Here is a 23432-nt window from a genome sequence, read left to right on the forward strand (position 1 = left end):
CGAATAGCTGGGTTGACGCATACTAAGGGTAAAGAAAGGAGTTTTGCCGATGGGTATGTGGTTAATACCAGCTCTAATTGCTATGATAATTATTTGTGTAATTTCCTTTGTATACACGTTGAAAATTGCAAAGATGACTTCTGAACGGAAGTCTGAAAAGGATACTCCGATTTCAGAAACGGTTGAAGAGTATGCAACGATTTTGAACCCAATTGTTTGGGTCTATGCAATTTTTTTGCTTTTTTTAGGGATCATGATTTTTTACTACTGGAGTAAGGCTGGCTATTAGTTAAGAACCATCTTCATTCGGTCACGAAAAACTTGACTGGATGAAGATATTCTAAGTTTTTGCTGTAAAGGCTAAAATAATTCATTGTTCATGAAAAACTCTTCTCGGCCTGGTCATGGTCATACATAGAAAAGTTGTGATATGATGAAAGGGAAGGACTGTTCTACACAGTGAGGACAGAAAAGGAGAAGAAGTTCATGATTTCAACTAACAGCAAAGACTTATTAGCAATGCCAATTAGTGATTTTATCATTTCCTCTGAAAAAGTTGCGCATGTACAAAGTGGAAATAGTGCGGAACATGCACTCCTTGTACTAACACGTACAGGGTACTCGTCCATACCTGTATTAGATTTGAAATATCGACTTCAAGGTTTACTTAGCATGAAAATGATTACCGAATCGATTCTTGGACTTGAGCATATTGAATATGAAAAGCTACCTGATATTAAGGTTGACTCTATTATGGAAAAAGAGATCGCTGTATTGAAGCTGACGGATACTTTCCAGCGTGCTTTGGATTTAGTTATTAACCACGCCTTTTTATGTGTAGTGGACGAAGATGGTACATTCGCAGGGATATTAACAAGACGTGTTATTTTAAAGCAATTGAAAAAATATATTTATCAAAAAGAGTAGTAGCTTAAGAGGGAACTCAGATGAAAATCATGAGGCCCTCTTTGCTTGTATTGGAGGTTTACAGATTGATGGCAACAGAGGCAGAAATTTTAAAAATCTTAGCTGAAGAACGCAATATGCGGAAAGCAGCAGAGCGTCTATTTTTATCCCAACCAGCTCTTTCACAACGATTACAAACAATTGAGAAAGACTGGGGTGCCCAATTATTTATTCGTTCACAAAAAGGTTTAACAGCAACACCTGCTGGTGAACAAGTTATTGCTTATGCAAAGGAAATGCTAGCCAAAAAGGAAGAAATATTTGAAACGATTCAATCCTTAACGACAAAGGTAAATGGGACATTGAAAATTGCCTGTGCATCCATTGTTGGTCAGAACTGGCTACCAAAAATTTTGAAGGATTTTGTGTCAAAATATCCAGAGGCTAAAATATCACTGATGACGGGCTGGAGTTCTGAAATTGTGAAAGCTCTTTATGAGGGCGAGGCACATGTAGGTATTGTACGAGGCCAAGTTGACTGGAAAGGAGAAAAGATCCACCTTTTCAGAGATACTCTTTATTTGGTGGACAAAGAGGTTAAAACAATTGAAGATGTGTTAAAGACAGACCGTCCATTTATTCAATATAAGAGTGATTCCAACTATTATCAAGAAATTCAACAATGGTGGCAGCAGCATTTTGCTTCAAATCCAAGAAAACAAATTTTAGTGGATCAAATTGAAATTTGTAAGCAAATGGCTTTAAATGGTATCGGTTATGCGATCTTACCTTCTATTACGTTAAATGACCACGATGCCATTCATAAAATCCCTCTATCAAATGATGAAAAAGAGTTTGGTCTTACACGCGATACTTGGCTAATTGGTTATGAATCCTCTTTTGAATTAAGACAAGTAGAGGCGTTTGTTGAAGTAGTGCAGGATCATGCACGGTGTTTGTTTGATTATACTAAATAGAATATCAGGCAGCTCTAGGGTGTTTTGGAGTTGCCTTTTTGCATTGTAGAATTCTTAAGAGTTTATGAATATTAATGAAGATAACATAAGAAATGGAACAAAATGCAATATAAATCGTATAATTATGTAACCATCTATTTACATAAAAAGGGGTTGAGCTTTTGAAAAAGACAAAATGGACGGCACTGACCTTACTAGTCATGCTTGTAATGAGCTTTATCTTGCCTACAACTCAGGCGAGTGCTGCTGCTACGCTAGAGGTGAAAGCAACAGCTGGTGTTTCTGGTAAAGCGAAATATCAATCAGTAGTACCACTCCAAGTTACAGTGAAAAATAATGGAGCTGACTTCTCAGGAGATATGGCGATTAATTCATCAAATTCTTATGAGGCAGCTTCAGCACTTGTCGTTCCAATTGATATAGCAGCAGGAGAGGAAAAGACATTTTCTTTCTATCTTGATGGTTTAGCTGACTATAGTTATTCGGACACAGATTTATTTGCCTTTTATGAGGGAAACATTGAAAAAGGAAAAAAGATTGCCTATAAGGGAACTAAACGTCTGCAATCAAATTTTTTAGACCCCTCATCAACATTCATTTATACATTAACAGATAAAAGTGATCGACTTTCAGCACTATTACGTTTATCAACATTTGTAGCTCAAAGTAATGTGGAAGTATTTAATATCAATCAATTAAAAGATTATACACTTCCAGAAGACTCGCAGGGACTTGCGATGGCCAATGTCATTGTTGTAGATGAAGTGGCTATTGCTGATTTAACACAGAAACAACAAGAAGCATTACTAAAATGGGTACAGGATGGTGGTACCTTGCTTCTAGGGGCTGCTGACCAAATCAATGCTACAGCAGGGATTTTTAAAGAGTATTTACCTTTGTCATTATCACATGAAATGACTGCGATTTCTGCAGAAGCTTTAACTAAATTGTCAGGAGGCGGCATTTTTACACAGCCGATTTCAGTTTACGCAGCTACTAGTAGTGAAGGAAGTTTACCTGTACTAACAGAAAATAATGCAGTGTTAGCAGCAAAGAAAAAAGTGGGTAGCGGGGAAGTGATTCAAACAACTTTCTCTTTAGGTGATCAACCACTTGCTTCTATGGACGGCTACGGAGCACTTTTAGCCAAAGTGATGAATATTCAAAGTATTTCCCAGCAAGGAATGATGAGACAGGGACAATCTCCTCTTGATCAAATATCTTATGAACTTCGTACCATTAATGAACTATTTCCATCTTTCGAAGTATCAGTAAGCTATATGCTTATTGTCATTATTCTTTATATTTTAATAATCGGGCCAATTCTTTATTTTGTCTTGAAAAAAGCGGACAAGCGTGAGCATGCATGGTGGATAATACCTTCTATCTCTGTTGTTCTTTCCATTGTTCTTTTTATTGTCGGAGCGAAGGATCGTATTGTTCAGCCACAAGTTCAGCAATCTGCATTCTATAAAGTAAATGAAGACAATAGTGTAAATGGCTATTATGTAGAATCCATTTTAACGAATCGCAGTGGGGATTTTGTGGTCAATGCTGACCAAAATACAACTGCCGTTGCATTAAGAAATTATAATAACTTCACAGGCACGATGGGACCATTACATGAATCTTCTTATGTAAAAGAAAATGCTAGCGGTTCAACACTAACATTACGTGATTTAAGCTACTGGTCTGTGCAATCCTTTGGTGGAAAAACATCAGCACAAAATATCGGAAAGATGGATATAGATATAACACTGAAAAATGAACATCTAACAGGAACAGTTAAAAATAATTTCCCGTTCGCATTAAAAGATGTCACATTAATCTCTGGTGTGAAAGAAGTAAAACTAGGTGATATTGAAGCAAACGGAACATTACAGGTAAATAAGGAACTGAAAACAACAGTTCTTCAAAAACCATCTATTTTCAATAATTATAATTATAGTTACCCATCGAAAAAGGATGAGGTAAACCCAATGCGGATTGAGCGAATGAAAACTTTAGCATTGCCGCTTATCGAAAAGGATAACCAGCCAATACTTACAGCTTGGACAGATCAAGCTGTGGTAGGTGTTGAATTAGAAACAAGTGCCAATATGTCACCAATTACGATGCTTGTTCAACCATTTAAAGGAAAAGTTGAACTAACAGGACCATTTACAATGAAGCGTAATAACTTCTCGTATTCAGTAGAGCCACTATCAGCTAATGGATATTATGAAAAGATCGAGGAAGAATTGAATAAATGGTACCTATCTGAAGGATTGTACGAAGTAACGATGACCATGCCAGATCAATTTATGGATGCCGTTGAATCACTCAATGAGCTGACAATTTCTAATAAGGATGTCTCACGTATGCAGCTATCCATTTGGAATAATGAAACGAATATATATGAGCCTTTAGTCGATACAAAGCAAGTGTTTACAGACAAGGTTTCAACATACTTTAATCAAGATGGAGAGCTTCGAATTGAAATCAAATATGGTCCCGACCCATCAGGAGAACAAACGAAGTTACCAGACATAGAGCTGAAAGGAGTGGCAAAATAATGATTGAAATTCGTGATTTAACGAAACGATATGGCTCCTTTACAGCATTAGATCATTTAAACTTATCTTTAGAAGAAGGCGTTGTATTTGGATTTGTTGGCGCAAATGGAGCAGGGAAATCAACGACATTCTCTATTTTAGCTACACTATTGTCACCGACTTCAGGAGATGCTCTGATAAATGGCAAAAGTGTTGTGAAGGAACCAAAAGAAGTTCGAAAGCAAATTGGTTATATGCCCGATTTCTTTGGTGTATATGATCAGTTAAAAGTAGACGAATATTTAGATTTTTATGGAGCGAGCTACGGTCTCCAATTAGCAGAGCGTCAAGTGTTAATTCCACAACTATTAGAACTAGTGAATTTAACAAGTAAACGCTATGAATATGTTGATTTATTATCACGTGGTATGAAGCAACGCTTATGTTTAGCTCGTGCACTTATCCATGATCCAAAGGTACTGATTCTAGATGAACCTGCATCAGGACTAGATCCACGTGCTCGTGTGGAAATGAGAGATATTTTACGGAACTTAAAGTCTATGGGAAAAACAATTTTAATTTCGTCGCATATTTTGCCTGAGCTTGCTGAGATGTGTGATGAAATCGGTGTTATTGATAATGGTAAATTAATTGCACATGGAAATGTAGCCGCGATTCAGGCCCAGCTACAAGGAGAAAAGCGTATTGTGTTGAAAGTGACAGATCAATTGGATGTAGTACGAGCGTTTTTAGAGGAAGATCCGCATATTTCATCAATTGATGTCATTGAAAATCGTTTAGAAATAGCCTTTAACTATCGAGGAACAAATGCTGAGCAGGTGGCATTGCTAAAAAAAGCTATGCTTACAGATTTACCAATCTACGCATTAAGTGAAGAAGAGAAGGATTTAGAGGATGTCTTTATGGCGATTACGAAGGGAGCGGACAATCAATGATGGAAAGATTTCACAATCCAGTACTTGTTAAAGAATTGAAGTTACGCTTCCGTTCTTTTAAAAGCTTTTCAGGTTTAATGTTTTATTTAGCGGTACTGTGTATTTTCATTGCAGGGTTTTTATTGCTTACAACTGAATTTACTGGCAGAGGCTTCTTTAAACCAGAGACAAGCTTTATGATGTTTGCTGTGCTAACCATCTTGCAAATGGCATTAGTTCTTTTCATTACACCAAGTTTGACTGCAGGTGCTATCAGTAGTGAGCGTGAAAAGCAAACATTAAATATTTTATTAACAACGACACAAAGTTCTACACAAATTGTTATTGGAAAATTACTATCCTCCGTAGCATTTCTAGTATTGATGCTGGTAGCGGGATTACCACTATACAGTCTAGTGTTTCTATTCGGTGGTGTGTCGCCTTCACAGCTTATTTCTATATTTTTATTTTATTTAGTCACTGTAGTAGCAATAGGTAGTATAGGTGTGATGTTTTCTACGATTACTAAGAGAACTATTGTTGCCATGATTGCCACATATGGCTCAATCATTTTCTTAGGAGGTATTACAGCATTCTTCTTCTTTTTAACAATGGCCTTTCATCAAATGGGTAATGCCATTGGAACAGGTACCTCCTTTATGACCTATTTCTGGGCATCTATTAATCCAGGTGCCTTGATGCTGACCCTTATTTCTCCAGAGATGGGAGATACGTTAGCAGAGCTTTCGGGTGTAGAACTACCTGTATGGATTACTTATTTAATTGCCTATGTATTCATCATTGTACTTTGTTTAACCATTGCGATTAAAAAATTACGTGCCAACATGAAAAGTAACCGATGAGGAGGAATTGGTATGGAGCGTCGTAAGCAATTACGAAAATATATTCAGCGTGCAAAATCGAGATTAACTCTTGAAAGAAGCATTCCCATTGCACAATACGGTTTGTTTTTGGCATTGCTTTCGAGTGCTTCTCTCGTACTTATTTCCCGACTATTTATCTGGCCATATTATCGCCAAATAGCATTAGGTGCCTTTATTACCGTTATTATTGCAACTATAGCTTATATTTGGTGGAAGCGGGTCAAAGAGAAAGAGGCATTGCATAAACTGGATCATTATTTCTCACATAATGAATTAGTGACAGCTTTATCATTTAAAGATGATCAGGATCCTCTTGTTCAATCATTATTATCGAAAGCGATGCAAAATGCTGAAAAAGCTTTCGCAGACTTTAAGGCTCGAAAGAAAAATCTATTTCGTCCAAAGGCGTTTATCGGATTGTTTATTACAACAGTTGTTCTAGCTATTCTTTATATGTTCCCAGCAGCTACGCAAATTGAAGCAATAGAGGTTGAAAAGGAGCAGGCAGTTATCGAAGATATGAAGAAGGAAATCGCTAAATTAGAGAAAAAGGCGGAAACAAAAGAAGTAAAGGAGCAATTGCAAGAACTTCAAAATACTTTAAAAGAGGCTGAAACAGCAGAAGAAGCTTTACGAGAAGTTGTCAAAAAGCAAAAGGAGTTAGCATTAAAGGAGCAGCAATTAAAGGATAAACAAACGGCTAGTCAAGATGGCACAACAGAAGGCAAAGGTTTAACGAAGGAAGAGGTTGAGCAGCTAAAAGAGCTTGCCCACATGCAGCAAGGGCTCACAGAAAATGCAAATGCCACACAAACTGCTATGAGTAAACTTGGTAAACCAGCAAGTAACTCCTTACAAAATGCAATTGCGAGTGCCAATAATGCAAGCAGTCACAATCAAAACAGTCAACAGTCATCTGGTAATTCCCAACCTAGTAATCAACAAGGCCAGTCTAGTCAAAATAATGCGCAAAGTGGTTCCCAACAGCAAAAGGGTAGTAGCCAGAGCAATGGTCAAGGCCAAGGACAGGGCCAAGGTCAAGGACAGGGTCAAGGCCAAGGTCAAGGACAGGGTCAAGGTCAAGGACAGGGACAGGGTCAAGGTCAAGGACAGGGACAGGGACAGGGACAAGGACAAGGACAAGGACAAGGTGGTCAAGGAGCAGGAAGTGGCCAAGGCGGTCGGAATTTGTTAACGACACCGAATCGAATTGGTGGGGCAAGTGAGACATCAGTAGATGGTGGCAATTTAGGAGATGGTTCCCATGTATCTGAGCAACAAGGAAATGGTCCGATAACAAAAGGTTCTATTCGACCATATGAAGAAGTAATTGGCTCATATAAAGACAGCTATTTAGAGAGTTCAGAGCGTTTACAATTACCGAAGGATTTACAAAATGTCGTGCAATCTTATTTCACGTCAATTGAGTCGCAGTAGGAGGAAAAGAAATGGCCTTTACAGAGCAACAGTATGTAGATATGAGTACGAAATTACAACAAGTTAAAGAAGAAATTCATCGCTTCATTGTTGGACAGGAAGAAGCAATTGATTATACCCTGTATGCAGTATTAGCGGATGGTCATGCATTGTTAGAAGGTTTACCTGGCTTAGGAAAAACGATGTTAATTCGTACCATTTCAGAGGTACTGGATCTGTCGTTTTCACGTATTCAATTTACACCAGATCTTATGCCAGCAGATATAACAGGAACGAGCATGATTGAACGTACACCCGATGGGAAGCAGCAATTTACCTTTCAACCTGGGCCAATCTTTAGTCAAATGGTATTGGCTGATGAGATAAATCGCGCAACACCTAAAACCCAAAGTGCCTTGTTGGAAGCAATGGGTGAAAAAACGGTAACAATATTAGGGGATACAAAAAAAATGGCGAGACCATTTTTCGTGTTGGCAACTCAAAACCCTATTGAAATGGAAGGAACATACCCATTACCAGAAGCACAGATGGACCGTTTCCTTTGTAAAATTCTTGTACCCTATCCTGAAAAAAGCGAACTTATGGAAATTATGAAGCGAACGACAGGTGCCCAGGAAATTGGTTTACAGAAGCAGATGGATACGGATGCTCTCATTCAAGCTCAGCAAATGGTAAAGGAAGTGATGGTTGCTGATGAAATGCTAGAGTATGCAACTGATCTAGTGGTGGCTACGCATCCTGAAAGAACCGATGCGCTTGATGAGGTTAAACAATATGCTATGTATGGCAGTGGTCCACGTGGTTTGCAGAGCTTAATCAAATTGGCAAAGGCAAGAGCTTTAATGAATGGTCGTTTTCATGTTTCTGTAGCGGATATTAAATCTGTTGCTAAGCCTGTTTTACGTCATCGCATGCTGTTGAATTATGAAGGGGAGGCTTCAGGAAAAACAGCAGACGATGTGATTGATGTTATTTTAGAAAAAGTTCAGCAAGGTATTAGCAAGTGACAGCAAAATACTTATTGCCCCAAGACTGGTTAGCGAAAATCAGTCGCTTCCAAGTAGCGACGGCCTCCAAATTACGCGGACAACATAAGGGCTCGCACCGTTCTCAACGCTTCGGGGCATCCCTTGATTTCTCGGATTTTCGAGAATACCATTTAGGTGATGATGTACGCCAAGTGGATTGGAACGTCTTTGCTCGTACAGATAAATACTTTATTAAAAGGTTTTTAGATGAGCAAGAGATGCGTGTACATATTCTACTTGATGCTACCAAATCAATGGGGCAACATGCTAAGTGGTTATTTGCTCGTCAAATTGTGGCCTCCCTCGGTCTAATGGTATTAGGTCGAGATGATCGTCTATCCTTTTCTTTTGTCCAAGATGAAGTGAAGCCACCATTTCGACGGAAGGGTACCATGTATCGCCGAGCTTTTTTACAGCTAGTAACAGATATAGAGGAAGCTAATTACTCTAATCGTTTTGCCAAGGATGCACTTAAAGCTTTACCTAAAGATAGTACCGTATTATTCATTGTTACAGATGGATTAGAGCCAATTGAGGAATGGGAACAGCTATTAAAAAGGCTACCACGCTACGCTGGAGATGTTCGTATTTTGCAAATTGTAACGCAAGAAGAACTGTCACCAAATTATTCGGGTGATGTACGTCTCCTTGATCGTGAAACAGGTAATGATGTGAATGTGACGATGTCCTCTAAAGTACTGGAGTCCTACCATGCAAGACGCATACTACATGAAGAAGAATTTGAAGCCATTTGCCGTCGCTTTGGTGTTCAAAAATTACAATTGAAAGTCGAAGATGGATTGCAACATGCGATTTTCCAGCAATTATTAAAAGCACATTGGATTAGGTGAGGTGAGCCGTATTGGGCTTTAGTCAAATTATATTTAGCTGGACGGCCATCATCCCGGTCATTGTCCTACTTTATTATTTCTTTCGAAAAAAATATACAGAACAAACTGTTTCTTCGACACTTTTTTGGTCGGAGATTATGCAGGAAACTCGAGTATCGCCTTATTTAAAGCATTTACAAAAAAATGCCCTACTATATTTACAGCTGCTTGCTTTACTGCTACTTGTTTTGGCATTAATGAATCCTTATATAAAAAAATCAACCATTGTAGGTGCACAAACCATATTTATTGTAGATACTTCAGCCACAATGCTGGCAGGCAAAGAGCAATCAACCTTTGACGCTCATAAACAGGAAATGCTGAACTTGATGGATGAATTGAATGGTCGACCTGTCACATTAATTACAACTGGCGCTACACCAAAAGCTGTTTTACAGCAAGAAACCAACACGAGTGAAATAAAAAAAGCTATTCAAGATTTACAAGTAACCTATGAAACTGCTGAAATGAATAAGGCGCTGGATGTAGCACAGGCATTTGTGAGCGATACACCAACTTCTATCTATGTTTTTACAGATACACTTGATAAAAAGCAATTACCGATGGACAAGGATTCTGTGAAATGGCTAGTAAGAGGTGCTACAAAAGACTTAACAAATATCGCTATTACACGCTTTGCTGCTACGACAGATGGACAAGCTACGCTGGCACTTGTACAACTCCATAATGATACAAATACCGAGCAAAAGGTAACACTCGCATTGAATAATGCAGAGGGTGAGGAGCTAGTAGCAGAAAGTGTCGTTGTGCCTCCAAATGAAGCCATTACGAAAACATTTAAAGATTTGCCTTTAGCAAAATCCATGACAGCTATTATTGATGCAAAAGATGATTATGACATAGACAATCAACAAACAGTATTACTACAAACGACTACGTCAAAAATTATTGTTGATCAAGGCTTGCATCAACTGATACAAAAAGGTTTTCAAACAGTTAGTAGTGGCGTAAAAATCGTCCCTTCCTTGCAAGTAGCTGACAATCAAGATGCTACAATAATCACAAACCAATCAGCCTTATTGGAAAAGATGGACAACCCCCTCGTATTATTTGGTCGTGATGATGCAGAAAAAGTAGATGCGAATGGGACGGTAAGCACTAGAAGTGATGCATTATTTGCATTTAGTGAACTAAAGGATGTTTATGTTAGTGCTGTTTATCCTGGCTTTGCGGACTATGAAACGATTGCTTCTGTTGGAGAAGAGCCATTCATCCAACGCTCCCCTAAAGGAGATATCGTTGTTTTAGCGGATATTGCTGATACAGATTGGCCCTTACATCCATCATTCCCACTATTTTTATGGAGTACAGAACAGCAGCTAACAGAATCAGTTGGGTCACTTGGGATTTTTTCACCCAATGAACAACGTGCAGTTGCTTTAGCGCAAGGAGACTGGAATGTTTATTCGCAGGAAGACGAATTTCTTTCGTCTGTTACCAAGGGTATGCTAACTGCGCCCAAACAGCCAGGCATTTATATGGTACGCTCAAATAATGAGGAAAAACAATTGATTGTGCAATTGCAAGCCCAAGAACGTGTTATTGAACAAGGAACAAGCTTTACAATAGGTGATATCTCAGACAACGGAAAGGAAGAAGTTTCGATGACCTCTTTCGTGCCTTGGCTAATTGTGATTATTTTACTATTGCTTGTTTCAGAGTGGGAGGTGCAACGACGTCGTGGATTTACGAATTGATATGCCGTTAGTATTGTTGTTACTCCTTCCTTTATTTTTGTATTTTGGATGGACATACTTTCATGAGCGGCAGCGACTCAAAAGAAGTCATATTGTTGTACTTACTATTCGCATAGTGGCAGCAGGCTGTTTAGTTTTTGCACTCGCAGGTCCCTATCTATTATTACCAATAAAAGAAGAACAAATTGTTTATTTAGTAGATCGTTCTGCTTCTATGAATGGTACGGAAGATGAGATGGTTCAGTTTATACAGGAGAGCCTACAATCAAAAAAAGAACCACAACTTGCGGGCATTTATTCATTTTCCTCTACTTTACAAACAGAAGCTATTTTGTCTAAAACATTAAAGGAAGTACCAAAACTAACTGAAATCAAAGCTACCGATCAAACGAATATAGAACAAAGTTTACAGCTTGCTTCAGGGATTATAGATCCTAAAAAAGCAACTCGTCTTGTGCTATTAACAGATGGTAATGAGACAAAGGGAGATGCTTTAGAATTTGCTACGAAGTTGAAAGGTTCCAATATTAGTGTTGATATTAAGCCTTTTAGTCAACCAGTTGTCAATGATGTATCACTAAAAAGCTTTGTATCCCCTCAAGTGGCTTATGTTGGAGAGCAACAACAATTAGTGACAGACATACATGCAACCTCAGCAGGCCAAGGTGAGCTGTTATTATATGAAAATGATGAGCTTATTCATCGAGAGGCAGTTGAGCTGACAGAAGGCACGAATGTGTTTACCTATAAACATGCAGCAACAGCTGAAGGACTTGTAAAATATGAAGCCGTTGTTCAAGTTGGTCAGGATGCTATTTTTGAAAACAATAAGTTAACTAGTGTCACAATGGTTCAAAGTGAACCACATTTATTAATCGTTAATGGTTATGAAACAGCTTCACCCATCGCAGCAGCACTTGGTAGTCAATCCATTGCCTATGATGTTGTAGCGCCTAACAGTCTACCAAATGAACTATCCAGCTATTTGCAATATAATGCTATTATTTTCGACAATGTACCAGGTCATTTAGTGGGTGAAGCAAAAATGAGTGTTATTGAGCAAGCAGTCAAAAACTTTGGAGTTGGTTTTACAATGGTTGGTGGAGAAAATAGTTTTGGTCTAGGCGGCTACTTTAAAACACCGATCGAAACCTTATTGCCAGTGGAAATGGAAATTAAGGGCAAAGAGCAATTACCTTCCTTAGGATTAGTGATTGTACTTGACCGATCTGGCAGTATGCAAGGCTCGAAGCTTGAGCTTGCTAAGGAAGCAGCGGCACGTTCTGTTGAGATGTTGCGAGACGAGGATACATTAGGATTCATCGCCTTTGATGATCGTCCATGGGAGATTATAGAGACAGGGCCTCTTAGCAGTAAAGAAGAGGCTGTGGATACTATTTTATCAGTAACACCTGGTGGGGGAACAGAAATCTATAGTTCATTAGCTAAAGCCTACGAGAACCTTGCTGATTTAAAGCTCCAACGTAAGCATATTATTCTCTTAACAGATGGGCAGTCACAGGCAGGGAACTATGAGGATTTAATTACTGAAGGAAAAGAAGATGGTATAACCTTATCGACAGTAGCGATTGGACAAGATGCCGATGCGAACTTATTAGAAGCGCTTAGTGACATGGGCAGTGGACGTTTCTATGATGTCATAGATGAGCAAACCATTCCTTCTATTTTATCTCGTGAAACTGCTATGATTTCCCGCACCTATATTGAGGACAATCCATTTTACCCTGCAATTTATAATGCAGCAGGATGGAACGTACTGTTTGCTAATGGTGTCCCACAAATGAATGCATACATTGGGACAACGGCAAAACAGGGGGCTACTGTCGTAGCAGAAAGCGAAAAGGAAGATCCTGTGTTAGCGCAGTGGCAATATGGTCTTGGTAAAACATTTGCCTTTACATCTGATTCAACGGGTAAATGGACAGGAGATTGGGCAAGATGGCGAAATTGGGGAGTATTTTGGCAAACACTTATTTCTCAAATGCTACCAAGCTACAATGATGTAGCCTATGATGTAAGATTGGAAGCAGATGGTTCCTTTATGATTACAGACCCTACAAATGAAGCTGCATTTTTAGACATTGTTGCAGTAAATGAAGCAGGGGAGGAGCTAGAAACACAACTTGAAACCATTTCCGCATCCCAAGTTCGAGCTGTAGTACAAGCTGAACCTGGATTAATTTTCTTCCGTGTAGCAGATGAAAAGCAGGCCATCTATCAGGCAGGGCTAAGTGTTCCTTATAGTGCTGAATACGAACTACTCCCTGTAAATAACCAACTGATAGAAGAGTTAACTCAGCGAACAGGAGGCACTGTTTTAAAGGAACCACAAGATGTCTTCCGTGACTTTACGACAAAAGGAGCAGATCGGCAAAATATTGCCACATGGCTACTCTTAGCGAGTATGCTTCTTTTCTTTATTGATATTACCATAAGACGTTTTGGTTGGAATTTCCTAACGAATACGAAGAAAAAAGAGCCGCTGGTTGAGGAAAAAACTCTACAGGCAGAAGACACAAATGTAGCACATTTGTTAAAAGGCATGAAAAAACGATCTTAAAATAGAGGAAGCAGCAGTGCAAACTTAATAGTTTTGCACTGCTTTTTTATATTGTTTGAATAGAGAGTTGTCCCCTTTGTTAGAGCGGGTAAGATGATCTAAAAAGTGGGCTCTTTGCTCATAAGGAGAGAAAGGCGCTCTAAGTTGAGTCATTGCCGCTCATAAAGAGTAGAAAAGCGCTCCAAGTAGAGCCATTGCCGCTCATAAAGTGGAAAAAGGCGCTCTAAGTAGAGGTATTCTCGCTCATAAAGGGAAGAAAAGCGCTCTAACTAAAGTCATCACCGATCATAAAGAGAGATAAAACCCTCCAATCCCTCTCAATAAAGAGAAGAATTAAACCTCTTTACTAGCTCTGTTTTACGCATGCTACTCGCAACCATTACACCTAAAATGGCGCCGATTGTACTTGATGTTAAAAAGGCTGGTAGGAAGAAGAATGCTGCTACAGATGTTCCCATGAATAATTTTGCGTAAGGGACGGCAATAAGTGAAGCCAGAATGCCAGTTCCGATAACTTCTCCGATACCAGCTAACCACATCTTATTGCTATATTTATAGGCAAGGGCAGCACAGAACGCACCGATGATACTACCAGGGATAGCTAGTAGAGAGCCTGTTCCAGTAAAAATACGAATGATGGCAGTGACAAAGGCAACTATAACTGTTGGTACGGGTCCAAGTATAATCGCTCCTATCACATTAATAGCATGCTGAACGGGGTAAGCACGTGCGATTCCTGTTGGGATGGATACGAAAGTAGAGCCTGCAACAGCAATGGCTACTAATAAAGCCATGACTGTTAATTTACGAATTGACATAAAGTTCACTCCTTTTGGTAAAGTTGGTGAGGAAAAATAAAAAGGCCACCCCTTTAAACAATAGGAAGCGGCCTTGCATGTATATAGTGACAACAGCAAGTAGCGCCACTTCCCTCCGCTAGTGTGAACTAGATCAGGTTCAAAGGGTCCGTATATTACCATATACGTCTCAGCCTTTTAAAGACTCCCCTAGTGGTTAAGATTATTCAATTTAGTGAATCAACAATAATGTAACATACTGTTAAAAATAGTCAATGATTTTTCAGACTATTTTGGATCGGGATGCATTAAATGAGGTGCTTTTTTCACTGTCCAGATGAGCGCAAGGAAGAAACAAGCTAATAATATGATAGAACCAAAAATATAGGGGCTATTCATATTCCAATCAAATAATAAACCTGCCAAAGCGGGTCCAATCATATTCCCAAGGCTCATATAGGCATTATTCAAGCCCGCAGCAAATCCCTGCTCTTTTTCTGCAAGTTTTGAGATGAGTGTATTAACAGCTGGACGAATTAATGTCGTTGCTGTAGAGAAAATTGTTGCTACAACTAATATAAGGGCAAAGCCAGAAACAAATAATATTAAGAAAATAGCAACGGATGCAATAAACAAATTAACTAGTACTACTTTCATTTCACCATAACGATTGAACAGTGGTGTAATAATAAACATTTGTACTACTACTCCAAAAGCACCACCAACAACTAATATAATCGCTATATCTACAGGTGTGTAATTAAACTTTTCTGTCACAAATAATGACAATGTCGTTTGGAAATTTGCAATTCCAAACGAGAACACCAGCATAATTATGAGCATAACAAAATAAGGCATATGTATGGAACGAGCCATTTGCTTCGCCAGATTGTCTTGCTTTTGTTTCTGTTGCGCAGTGTTTGGTTTGGTAGAAGGTAATAAAAAGTAAGATAAAATAGATGCTACAATGGCTGCAGCTCCAGCTGTGAAAAATGGGAAATGTAAGCTTACCTTTGCTAAAAAGCCTCCAATACCAGGTCCGATCATAAAGCCAAGAGACATGGCGGCACCCAACATCCCCATACCTTTCCCGCGTTCTTCATAGGTTGTGACGTCAGCGACAAAAGCCATAATAGGAGGTGCAACAAATGCGGAACCTAGACCACCTAAAAATCTTGCTAAAAAGAGCATCCATACATCTGTAGCAAGGCCAAATCCGATTTGTGCAAGACCTGTTACGATAAGACCGAAAATAATTAAATTTTTTCGACCGTACTGATCTGAAAGATTCCCAGCAATAGGAGAAAATACGAATTGAGCTAAGGCGAACGTTGCGATTAGCATACCTAGAACTTGTCCTGCTGCACCAAATATTTTTAAATACTCTGGCATGACAGGAATAATAATGCCAATACTCCCCATTGCGATAAACATATTAAACATTAAAATATACAAAGCCGCCTTATTGGACTTTTGCTGGGTCATCGAATGAACCCCCTTTTTGTAATCAAATATAGTACAGTCTATCATAAAGAATTATTGCTTGGCTAATAGTTAAGATTATCGTACTGGTTCTATATTTAGAATGGTTTTCCACAAAAGTTTTCATCTGCGTACCTAAGGATGATGAAAGAATACATGTTAGTCATAAAAATTGAGGGAGAAGCACTATAGAATCGAGCAACAACAATCGATGGATTTCTCTTATAAAAGGAGAATTAAAAAATTTGTGAGTCTGTCTGTAATGGTCTATAAATTGTAGCGACTGTTATAGTAGTGGCATCAAAATTATGGAATACAAAAAATACACTTATGACTTATTTATTGTTAATACAATGGATAAAGAAAATATAAATTTATGCAGGTTCGATGAAAAAATATATAGGTAAAGCTTTTCCATAACAGATGATGTGAGCATCTATTAAAATTTAGATAAAATATTTTCTAAATATAATAATACAAACAGTCGATTGAAAATGTTCATATTTAATAGAAAGTTAGATAGGCAGAGAAAAAACTAGCGAATTGGTGTGAAAACCAATTCGCTAGTTTAATTACCGGATACTCATTTTAAATTCTAAAAATAATTCGTTGTATTTCCCTAAATAATCAGGTCCCAAATTTTTGTAGACCTCTAATGTATCGCGTTGTTCTTCAGAAGGATAGTAGCGTTCGTCAGAAACAACTTCTGCGTCCATCAAGTCCATCGCTGCAATATTAGGAGTAGAGTAGCCTACAAAATCGGCATTTTGAGCACCTGATTCAGCACTTAGCATGAAGTTAATAAAGGCGTGGGCACCATCAATATTTTTCGATGTTTTTGGGATGACCATATTATCAAACCATAAGTTTGAGCCTTCCTCAGGTACAGCAAAGTCTAACTCTTCATTTTCATACATCATGTCAGCTGCTTGGCCAGACCATGTAAGGGCAACGGTTGCCTCATTATTGATCATTAACGGTGTAATTTCATCTCCAATGATCGCTTTTACATTTGGTGCGAGTGTGATTAATTTATCAGTAGCTTCACGAAGTTCCTGATCATCTAGTGAATTCAGAGAATAGCCAAGACTGTTTAAGCCCATGCCAATGACTTCACGCGCACCATCTACTAAAAAGACTTTTCGCTTTAAAGAAGGGTCCCATAAATCGTCCCAAGAGGAGAAGTCTAAGTCTCCAACAAGGCTTGGATTGTAGACAATACCTACTGTTCCCCAAAAATAAGGGACAGAATATTTATTGTTATCATCGAATGGTAAATCTAAAAAGTAAGGATCAATATTTTTTAAATTAGGGATTTTCTTCTTATCTAAAGGAATCAATAATTTTTCTTCCTTCATCTTCTCAATCATATATTCAGAAGGGACAGCAATATCGTAAGCTGTTCCGCCTTGTTGAATCTTTGTCATCATAGCTTCATTGGAATCGAATGTTTCATAGATAACATGAATGCCTGTTTCTTTTTCAAATTCTTTTAACAAATCAGGATCAATATATTCTCCCCAGTTAAAGATGGTTAACGTGTCTTTTCCACTTTTACCGCCACCAGCACTTAAGGCATCAGCCGCGTAGAATAAAAGGGCTGAAACGACAAGGATGGCGATGGTAGCTTGAATTAATGACTTCATCGTTGCCCCTCCATTCTTTTACTCGTACGACTAGTAATGAAATAATAACCAACAACAACTAAAACAGTAATAAAGAATACTAAACCAGAAATTGCATTCACCGTTAGAGAAATTCCTGCACGGGCCATTGAATAAATTTCTACGGATAAAGTACTAAAGCCATTACCTGTTACAAAGAATGTCACGGCAAAATCATCTAATGAATACGTAAGGGCAAGGAAGAAGCCTGCAAAAATACCTGGCTGAATATAAGGAAGAATGACACGCATCATAACGTCCTTTTTCGTTGCTCCTAAATCTAATGCTGCATCGATTAATGAGTTATTCATTTCTAGTAGCTTTGGTAAAACCATTAATACAACAATCGGTACACTAAATGCGACATGCGCTAATAAAACAGATGCAAAGCCCAGTTTAATGCCTACCATTGTAAATAAAATTAAGAAACTAGCCCCGATAATAACGTCTGGGCTGACGATTAAGACATTGTTTAAGGATAGTAAAGTATTACGCATTTTAGAATCCTTTACCGTCACAATTCCAATTGCTCCTAGCGTACCAATAATAGTAGAAATGAGAGCAGAAAGTAATGCCACGATGACCGTATTTATTAATATAACAAGAAGACGCGAATCTTCAAAAACAGCTTGATAATGCTCCAAAGTAAAGGATTCAAAATTATTCATGGAGCCGCCACTATTAAACGAGTAAAAGATTAAATAGAAAATTGGAGCATAGAGAACGATAAAAACAATTGTTAAATAGACTTTGGCTGAAGCAGATAGTTTGTTCATCGTACGCGACCTCCTTTATCCTTTTGTCCCGTAATTAGCATGATAATCACCATGAATAAAATTAAGAATACAGCAATAGTGGAACCCATACCCCAATTTTGTGTCACAAGGAATTGCTGTTCAATCGCTGTGCCTAGAGTAATGACACGGTTCCCTGCAATTAAGCGAGTAATCATGAACAGGGATAGGGCAGGGATAAAGACGACTTGAATACCAGATTTAACGCCATCCATTGTCAATGGTAAAACAACACGACGGAAGGTTGTAAAAGCCGAAGCACCTAAATCACGTGCTGCATAAATGAGTGTTGGGTTTAAACGATCTAAAGAATTGAAGATCGGTAAAATCATAAATGGAATAAAGATATAGACCGACACAAAGACAAAGCTAATATCGGTAAAGAGCATTTGCTTTGGATCAAAGCCAAATACTTCGATAAATGCATTAATAGGCCCGTATAACCCAAAGATGCCGATAAAGGCATATGTTTTTAACAAAAGATTAATCCATGAAGGAATAATAATAAGTAGAAGCCAAAGTTGTTTATGCTTTGTCTTCGTTAAAAAATAAGCAGTTGGGTATGAAATTAATAGTGTAAAGAATGTAATTAAAAATGCATACCAAAACGAGCTCAAAGTCATCTTTAAGTAAACCGAAGAAAAGAACGCTTTGTAGTTATCGAGCGTAAAGTTGCCATGTAAATCAAGCAGGGAATAATAAACAACGAGTGCAATTGGCGCGATAACGAACAAGGCAATCCATAACACATATGGAAATAACGCTGGTTTCGATGTTTTAGTTTGCATCTTCATCGTCTCCATACGATTCTAATCGTTTATCAAACTCTTCCTCTGTTTCGTTTAAGCGCATTACGTGAATCGCCTCAGGATCAAAGTCTAAGCCAATCTCAGTCCCTACTTCTGCTTTCTTCAATGAATGGACTAGCCACTCATTACCATCTTTATCATATGTGGATAATTCATAATGTACCCCTCGGAATAATTGTGTATCCACTTTTACCACAAGTTTGCCTTTATCAATTGTTGTCATTTCTAAATCTTCTGGTCGAATGACAATATCTATTTTTTCATTTGGCTTCATCCCTTGGTCAACACATTCAAAAACATTGCCAGCAAATTCAACCTTGAAATCCTCAATCATCACGCCAGGTACAATATTGGATTCACCAATAAAATCAGCAACAAAGCGGTTAATCGGTTCATCATAAATATCCACTGGTGTACCTGATTGCTGAATTTGGCCTTCACTTAAGACAAAAATTTCATCACTCATGGCAAGTGCTTCTTCTTGATCATGTGTAACAAAGACAAATGTTTTGCCAAGACGTTGTTGTAATTCACGTAGCTCATATTGCATTTCTGTACGTAGCTTTAAGTCTAAAGCTGAAAGTGGTTCATCCAGTAAAATTACTTCAGGGTCATTGACAATGGCACGTGCAATCGCGACACGTTGTCGTTGTCCACCAGACATTTCAGATATTTCGCGGTTACCATACCCTGCCAAATTGACAAACTTTAAGGCTTCAGCTACACGCTCTTTTATGTCCTTTTCAGGAAGCTTTTTAATACGTAGGCCAAATGCGACATTTTCAAACACATTTAAATGAGGGAACAGCGCATAATCCTGAAAAACAGTATTAACTTGACGTTCATTGGCAGGAACTGCATTAATCTTTTTATCATGGAAAAATACATTTCCAGTTGTAGGTTCCGTAAATCCTGCAATAATTCGTAAAATGGTTGTTTTACCACAACCTGATGGACCAAGGAGTGTATAAAATTTCCCTTTTTCAAGCTCCAAATTGATATTTTTTAAAACGACGGTGCCGTCGCTATATGACTTTGAAACATTTTCAAAGCGGATAATTGAATTGGTTGTCATGGATGCGCCTCCTTAAGCTATAAATAAGAATCTGTTGCGACAAGTAAAATTTTTGTTTCATCATCATGTGCATTAAAAATCTGATGATGGTCTGTCGCGTCATAATAAAGTGCGTTACCTTCACTTGCGATATACTGTTCATTCCCTAAAACGAGACGAATACGCCCTTTAACTACATAAATAAATGTTTCAGAAAGCGAAGGCTCAAACTGTTTGAACTCGCCATCTGCCGCAAAGGTTAAGAAAATGGGTTCCATCTCTTTTTCATTCGAAGTAGGAATCAGCCATTGAATTTCATATTTTTTTTCTTCATCTGTATAGGTAGATTGATCTTCCTCTGTATAAACAACCTTCTGTTCAGGTGATTCATCATCAAAAAAGTCTTTGGGTCTTGACCCTAATACTTCTAATATTGAAAATAATGTTTCAATTGAAGGTGAGTTTAGATCCCGTTCTAATTGGGAAATATAACCTTTGCTTAAATCTGTACGTTCTCCAAGTTCCTCTTGGGTAAGACCCTTTTTTAAACGAAGCGCTTTAATTTTTGCTCCTATTTGCATCTTTTCCCTCCTAAGAGAAGTTTAGCAATGATAAACTTTTGAAATATGAAGTTTACTTTAACGAAACTTTTAGTTTACTAAAACCATTACAATTATACATAATAAAAAAAAATTTGCAATCGTTTTTCGTGAAAAAAATAGCTATAAAAAGTTAAAAAATGGGGTATAAATGAAAGTGAGAAAAATTTTGAATAGTGTAGAATATTATTGTCAAAAATAGCTTGTAGATAGACAATAACTATAATTCCAGTTGTGGATTTGACGAATTTTTGTCAATCCATTTCAATCATCCAAACGGGCGGAGTTTACTTGTTTGAAAAACTGCGGTTACTCTGCTATCGTAGAAGACGAGTTCGCTAGTGCGAATGGAATATATAAACTACATATTTATTTGGAGGGATTTATTATGGCAGAACGCATGGTAGGTAAACAAGCACCTGACTTTACAATGGAAGCAGTACTTTCAGACAAATCATTTGGTAAAGTATCATTAGAAGATATTAAAGCACAAGATAAATGGACAGTTCTTTTCTTCTATCCAATGGACTTTACATTTGTATGTCCAACTGAAATCACTGCAATGAGCGATCGTTATGACGAGTTCGAAGACTTAGATGCAGAAGTAATCGGTGTTTCTACTGACACAATCCATACACACTTAGCATGGATTAACACAGACCGTACGCAAAATGGTCTTGGTGAATTAAAATACCCATTAGCTGCTGATACAAACCATCAAGTATCTAAAGAATATGGTGTATTAATTGAAGAAGAAGGTATCGCATTACGTGGTTTATTCATCATCAACCCAGAAGGCGAATTAAAATACCAAACAGTATTTGATAACAACATCGGCCGTGATGTTGATGAAACACTACGTGTACTTCAAGCACTACAAACTGGTGGTCTTTGCCCAGCTAACTGGCGTCCAGGCCAAGCAACTCTATAATCTAAATAGAGTCGATTATGCGAAAAATTAAAAGTCCCCACGACAAGCTTGTGGGGACTTTTAAATGAATTTTTGTTTTGGGAAAGAGTTTTTTTACCCCGTTATCTAAATATTTGAAGACAAACGATCTTTTAGAGGAGGATTTTTATGAAACTTCGTGAACAAATGCCTGAATTAGTTGGCGCAACGACTTGGTTAAATGGTGAAGTAACTAAAGCAGAATTAGTAGGCAAAAAACCAACATTAATCCACTTCTGGTCAGTAAGCTGTCATTTATGTAAAGAAGCAATGCCAGATGTGAACAATTTCCGCGATCAATATAAAGATGAATTAAACGTTGTAGCAGTACATATGCCACGTTCTGAGGCAGATACTGATTTAGATACAATTAAAGCAGTAGCAGCAGAGCATGATATTGTGCAACCAATCTTTGTAGACAGTGAAATGAAGCTAACAGATGCTTTTGAAAACCAATATGTTCCAGCATATTTTGTGTTCGATAAAGATGGACAGCTGCGTCATATGCAAGCTGGTGGTAGTGGTATGAAAATGCTAGAAAAGCGTGTAAACCGCGTTTTAGATGAGATGCGTAACGCTGAATAATAATGATATGGTGAAGACGGGGATTGAGATCCTCGTCTTTTTTGTTGTCCACCATTGACAAATTGGCTCTTGTTTTGACAATACATATAGCAGAGAATAGGCTACAATGGTGGTATAGTAGTTTTCGGAGGGATTGTTATGATGAAAAAAGAGTTTGCAGTCATAGGGCTTGGACGTTTTGGAGGCAGTATTGTTCGTGAATTAATGAGTCAGGGCGCACAGGTAATGGCAATTGATCATTCTTCAGAGCGTGTAGATGAGTTTGCTTCCATTGCTACACAAGCTGTTATTGCAGATTCAACCGATGAATCGGTGTTGAATTCATTAGGTATTCGTAATTTTGAGCACGTGATTGTAGCAATTGGGGAAGATATACAAGCAAGTATATTAACAACGATCATTTTGAAGGAAATTGGTGTTGAGCAAATTACAGTAAAGGCTCAAAACGATTACCATGAAAAGGTTTTACGTAAAATTGGCGCAGATTTTGTCGTCCATCCTGAGCGAGATATGGGTATTCGTATTGCTAATAATATGTTGTCGAATACTGTTCTAGATTATTTAGAGCTATCAGATGAACACTCCATTATGGAATTAAAGGCTAATGATGCGATTGCTGGCTATTCCATTATGGATTTAGATATTCGCGCTAAATATGGCATCAACATTGTAGGAATAAAGCGTGGGGCTGATATTATCGTATCTCCACAGGCCAGTGACAAGATTTTATTAGGAGATATTATGCTTGTTATAGGTGCTGATGTTGATATAAATCGCTTTGTTAAAAAGGCCTTGAACGGGTAAGAGCA

General features: G+C 38.0%; 21 protein-coding genes and 1 riboswitch. Of the genes, 14 read left to right on the forward strand and 7 right to left on the reverse strand.

All coding sequences use genetic code 11. The features are described from left to right. Nucleotides 1-49 precede the first annotated feature (49 nt). From NP781_RS01210 to NP781_RS01260, 11 genes are all read left to right on the forward strand, one after another. Nucleotides 50-289 carry a short-chain dehydrogenase gene (locus NP781_RS01210; protein WP_257521232.1) on the forward strand — a complete coding sequence of 80 codons (240 nt, stop codon included), beginning with the start codon at nt 50-52 and terminating at the stop codon, nt 287-289. A gap of 197 nt (nt 290-486) precedes the next feature. Continuing rightward, nucleotides 487-927 carry a cyclic-di-AMP-binding protein CbpB gene (gene cbpB / locus NP781_RS01215; RefSeq protein WP_004224640.1) on the forward strand — a complete coding sequence of 147 codons (441 nt, stop codon included), beginning with the start codon at nt 487-489 and terminating at the stop codon, nt 925-927. A 68-nt stretch (nt 928-995) separates the two neighbouring features. Next, nucleotides 996-1883 carry a transcriptional regulator CcpC gene (locus NP781_RS01220; protein ID WP_221679822.1) on the forward strand — a complete coding sequence of 296 codons (888 nt, stop codon included), beginning with the start codon at nt 996-998 and terminating at the stop codon, nt 1881-1883. Nucleotides 1884-2044: 161 nt separating this feature from the next. Then, entirely contained in the window at nt 2045-4438 is a 2394-nt protein-coding gene (locus NP781_RS01225; RefSeq protein WP_257521233.1) for a DUF8725 domain-containing protein, read from the forward strand. Beyond that, on the forward strand, nt 4438-5373 hold the full coding sequence (locus tag NP781_RS01230; RefSeq protein ID WP_221679597.1) for an ABC transporter ATP-binding protein: 936 nt from the start codon (nt 4438-4440) through the stop codon (nt 5371-5373). The genes NP781_RS01225 and NP781_RS01230 overlap by 1 nt, the downstream gene beginning before the upstream one ends. Continuing rightward, the gene (locus NP781_RS01235; protein WP_221679598.1) at nt 5370-6215 is read left to right on the forward strand and encodes an ABC transporter permease; all 846 of its coding nucleotides are present in this window, start codon (nt 5370-5372) and stop codon (nt 6213-6215) included. Before NP781_RS01230 ends, NP781_RS01235 begins: the two co-directional genes overlap by 4 nt. 12 nt (nt 6216-6227) lie before the next feature. Next, complete coding sequence (locus NP781_RS01240; RefSeq protein WP_257521234.1) at nt 6228-7673, forward strand: DUF8809 domain-containing protein; 1446 nt, start codon at nt 6228-6230, stop codon at nt 7671-7673. A gap of 11 nt (nt 7674-7684) precedes the next feature. Next, entirely contained in the window at nt 7685-8680 is a 996-nt protein-coding gene (locus NP781_RS01245) for an AAA family ATPase (protein ID WP_048391973.1), read from the forward strand. Continuing rightward, nucleotides 8677-9552 (forward strand): DUF58 domain-containing protein, encoded by an 876-nt coding sequence (locus NP781_RS01250; protein ID WP_221679601.1) that lies wholly within the window; start codon nt 8677-8679, stop codon nt 9550-9552. Before NP781_RS01245 ends, NP781_RS01250 begins: the two co-directional genes overlap by 4 nt. 11 nt (nt 9553-9563) lie before the next feature. After that, a complete protein-coding gene (locus NP781_RS01255; RefSeq protein WP_257521235.1) occupies nt 9564-11309 on the forward strand; it encodes a vWA domain-containing protein in 1746 nt (581 codons plus the stop codon). Continuing rightward, nucleotides 11293-13890, forward strand: coding sequence for a VWA domain-containing protein (locus NP781_RS01260; RefSeq protein ID WP_257521236.1), 2598 nt, complete (start codon nt 11293-11295; stop codon nt 13888-13890). The genes NP781_RS01255 and NP781_RS01260 overlap by 17 nt, the downstream gene beginning before the upstream one ends. Before the next feature lie 317 nt (nt 13891-14207). On the opposite strand, the gene thiW is transcribed toward NP781_RS01260, so the two are convergent. From thiW to NP781_RS01295, 7 genes are all read right to left on the reverse strand, one after another. Further along, entirely contained in the window at nt 14208-14708 is a 501-nt protein-coding gene (thiW, locus tag NP781_RS01265; protein ID WP_257521237.1) for an energy coupling factor transporter S component ThiW, read from the reverse strand. A gap of 93 nt (nt 14709-14801) precedes the next feature. Continuing rightward, a riboswitch (TPP riboswitch) is annotated at nt 14802-14909 on the reverse strand. A gap of 66 nt (nt 14910-14975) precedes the next feature. After that, entirely contained in the window at nt 14976-16172 is a 1197-nt protein-coding gene (locus tag NP781_RS01270; protein ID WP_221679608.1) for an MFS transporter, read from the reverse strand. Nucleotides 16173-16741: 569 nt separating this feature from the next. Beyond that, the gene (locus tag NP781_RS01275; protein WP_221679615.1) at nt 16742-17815 is read right to left on the reverse strand and encodes an ABC transporter substrate-binding protein; all 1074 of its coding nucleotides are present in this window, start codon (nt 17813-17815) and stop codon (nt 16742-16744) included. Beyond that, a complete protein-coding gene (locus NP781_RS01280) occupies nt 17812-18609 on the reverse strand; it encodes an ABC transporter permease (RefSeq protein WP_257521238.1) in 798 nt (265 codons plus the stop codon). The genes NP781_RS01275 and NP781_RS01280 overlap by 4 nt, the downstream gene beginning before the upstream one ends. Next, nucleotides 18606-19415 carry an ABC transporter permease gene (locus NP781_RS01285; RefSeq protein WP_257521239.1) on the reverse strand — a complete coding sequence of 270 codons (810 nt, stop codon included), beginning with the start codon at nt 19413-19415 and terminating at the stop codon, nt 18606-18608. Before NP781_RS01285 ends, NP781_RS01280 begins: the two co-directional genes overlap by 4 nt. After that, complete coding sequence (locus NP781_RS01290) at nt 19405-20511, reverse strand: ABC transporter ATP-binding protein (RefSeq protein ID WP_004224673.1); 1107 nt, start codon at nt 20509-20511, stop codon at nt 19405-19407. The genes NP781_RS01285 and NP781_RS01290 overlap by 11 nt, the downstream gene beginning before the upstream one ends. 17 nt (nt 20512-20528) lie before the next feature. Further along, the gene (locus NP781_RS01295; protein ID WP_004224674.1) at nt 20529-21071 is read right to left on the reverse strand and encodes a helix-turn-helix domain-containing protein; all 543 of its coding nucleotides are present in this window, start codon (nt 21069-21071) and stop codon (nt 20529-20531) included. 406 nt (nt 21072-21477) lie between these two features. Here NP781_RS01295 and NP781_RS01300 point away from each other — a divergent pair, with 406 nt between their 5' ends. The 3 genes from NP781_RS01300 (at nt 21478) to NP781_RS01310 (ending at nt 23427) form a co-directional block, all read left to right on the forward strand. Beyond that, entirely contained in the window at nt 21478-22020 is a 543-nt protein-coding gene (locus NP781_RS01300; RefSeq protein ID WP_004224676.1) for a peroxiredoxin, read from the forward strand. 147 nt (nt 22021-22167) lie between these two features. After that, complete coding sequence (locus tag NP781_RS01305) at nt 22168-22623, forward strand: TlpA family protein disulfide reductase (protein ID WP_004224678.1); 456 nt, start codon at nt 22168-22170, stop codon at nt 22621-22623. A gap of 141 nt (nt 22624-22764) precedes the next feature. Next, complete coding sequence (locus tag NP781_RS01310) at nt 22765-23427, forward strand: potassium channel family protein (protein WP_004224679.1); 663 nt, start codon at nt 22765-22767, stop codon at nt 23425-23427. The last annotated feature ends 5 nt before the right edge of the window (nt 23428-23432 follow it).

Source organism: Lysinibacillus sp. FN11, from assembly GCF_024628845.1.
GTDB lineage: Bacteria > Bacillota > Bacilli > Bacillales_A > Planococcaceae > Lysinibacillus > Lysinibacillus capsici.

Bases quoted from the DNA above. Each gene is read 5' to 3' on its own strand.
- NP781_RS01210 (WP_257521232.1), top strand. From the start codon at position 50: ATGGGTATGTGGTTAATACCAGCTCTAATTGCTATGATAATTATTTGT.
- cbpB (WP_004224640.1), top strand. From the start codon at position 487: ATGATTTCAACTAACAGCAAAGACTTATTAGCAATGCCAATTAGTGAT.
- NP781_RS01220 (WP_221679822.1), top strand. From the start codon at position 996: ATGGCAACAGAGGCAGAAATTTTAAAAATCTTAGCTGAAGAACGCAAT.
- NP781_RS01230 (WP_221679597.1), top strand. From the start codon at position 4,438: ATGATTGAAATTCGTGATTTAACGAAACGATATGGCTCCTTTACAGCA.
- NP781_RS01235 (WP_221679598.1), top strand. From the start codon at position 5,370: ATGATGGAAAGATTTCACAATCCAGTACTTGTTAAAGAATTGAAGTTA.
- NP781_RS01240 (WP_257521234.1), top strand. From the start codon at position 6,228: ATGGAGCGTCGTAAGCAATTACGAAAATATATTCAGCGTGCAAAATCG.
- NP781_RS01245 (WP_048391973.1), top strand. From the start codon at position 7,685: ATGGCCTTTACAGAGCAACAGTATGTAGATATGAGTACGAAATTACAA.
- thiW (WP_257521237.1), bottom strand. From the start codon at position 14,708: ATGTCAATTCGTAAATTAACAGTCATGGCTTTATTAGTAGCCATTGCT.
- NP781_RS01270 (WP_221679608.1), bottom strand. From the start codon at position 16,172: ATGACCCAGCAAAAGTCCAATAAGGCGGCTTTGTATATTTTAATGTTT.
- NP781_RS01275 (WP_221679615.1), bottom strand. From the start codon at position 17,815: ATGAAGTCATTAATTCAAGCTACCATCGCCATCCTTGTCGTTTCAGCC.
- NP781_RS01280 (WP_257521238.1), bottom strand. From the start codon at position 18,609: ATGAACAAACTATCTGCTTCAGCCAAAGTCTATTTAACAATTGTTTTT.
- NP781_RS01285 (WP_257521239.1), bottom strand. From the start codon at position 19,415: ATGCAAACTAAAACATCGAAACCAGCGTTATTTCCATATGTGTTATGG.
- NP781_RS01290 (WP_004224673.1), bottom strand. From the start codon at position 20,511: ATGACAACCAATTCAATTATCCGCTTTGAAAATGTTTCAAAGTCATAT.
- NP781_RS01295 (WP_004224674.1), bottom strand. From the start codon at position 21,071: ATGCAAATAGGAGCAAAAATTAAAGCGCTTCGTTTAAAAAAGGGTCTT.
- NP781_RS01300 (WP_004224676.1), top strand. From the start codon at position 21,478: ATGGCAGAACGCATGGTAGGTAAACAAGCACCTGACTTTACAATGGAA.
- NP781_RS01305 (WP_004224678.1), top strand. From the start codon at position 22,168: ATGAAACTTCGTGAACAAATGCCTGAATTAGTTGGCGCAACGACTTGG.
- NP781_RS01310 (WP_004224679.1), top strand. From the start codon at position 22,765: ATGAAAAAAGAGTTTGCAGTCATAGGGCTTGGACGTTTTGGAGGCAGT.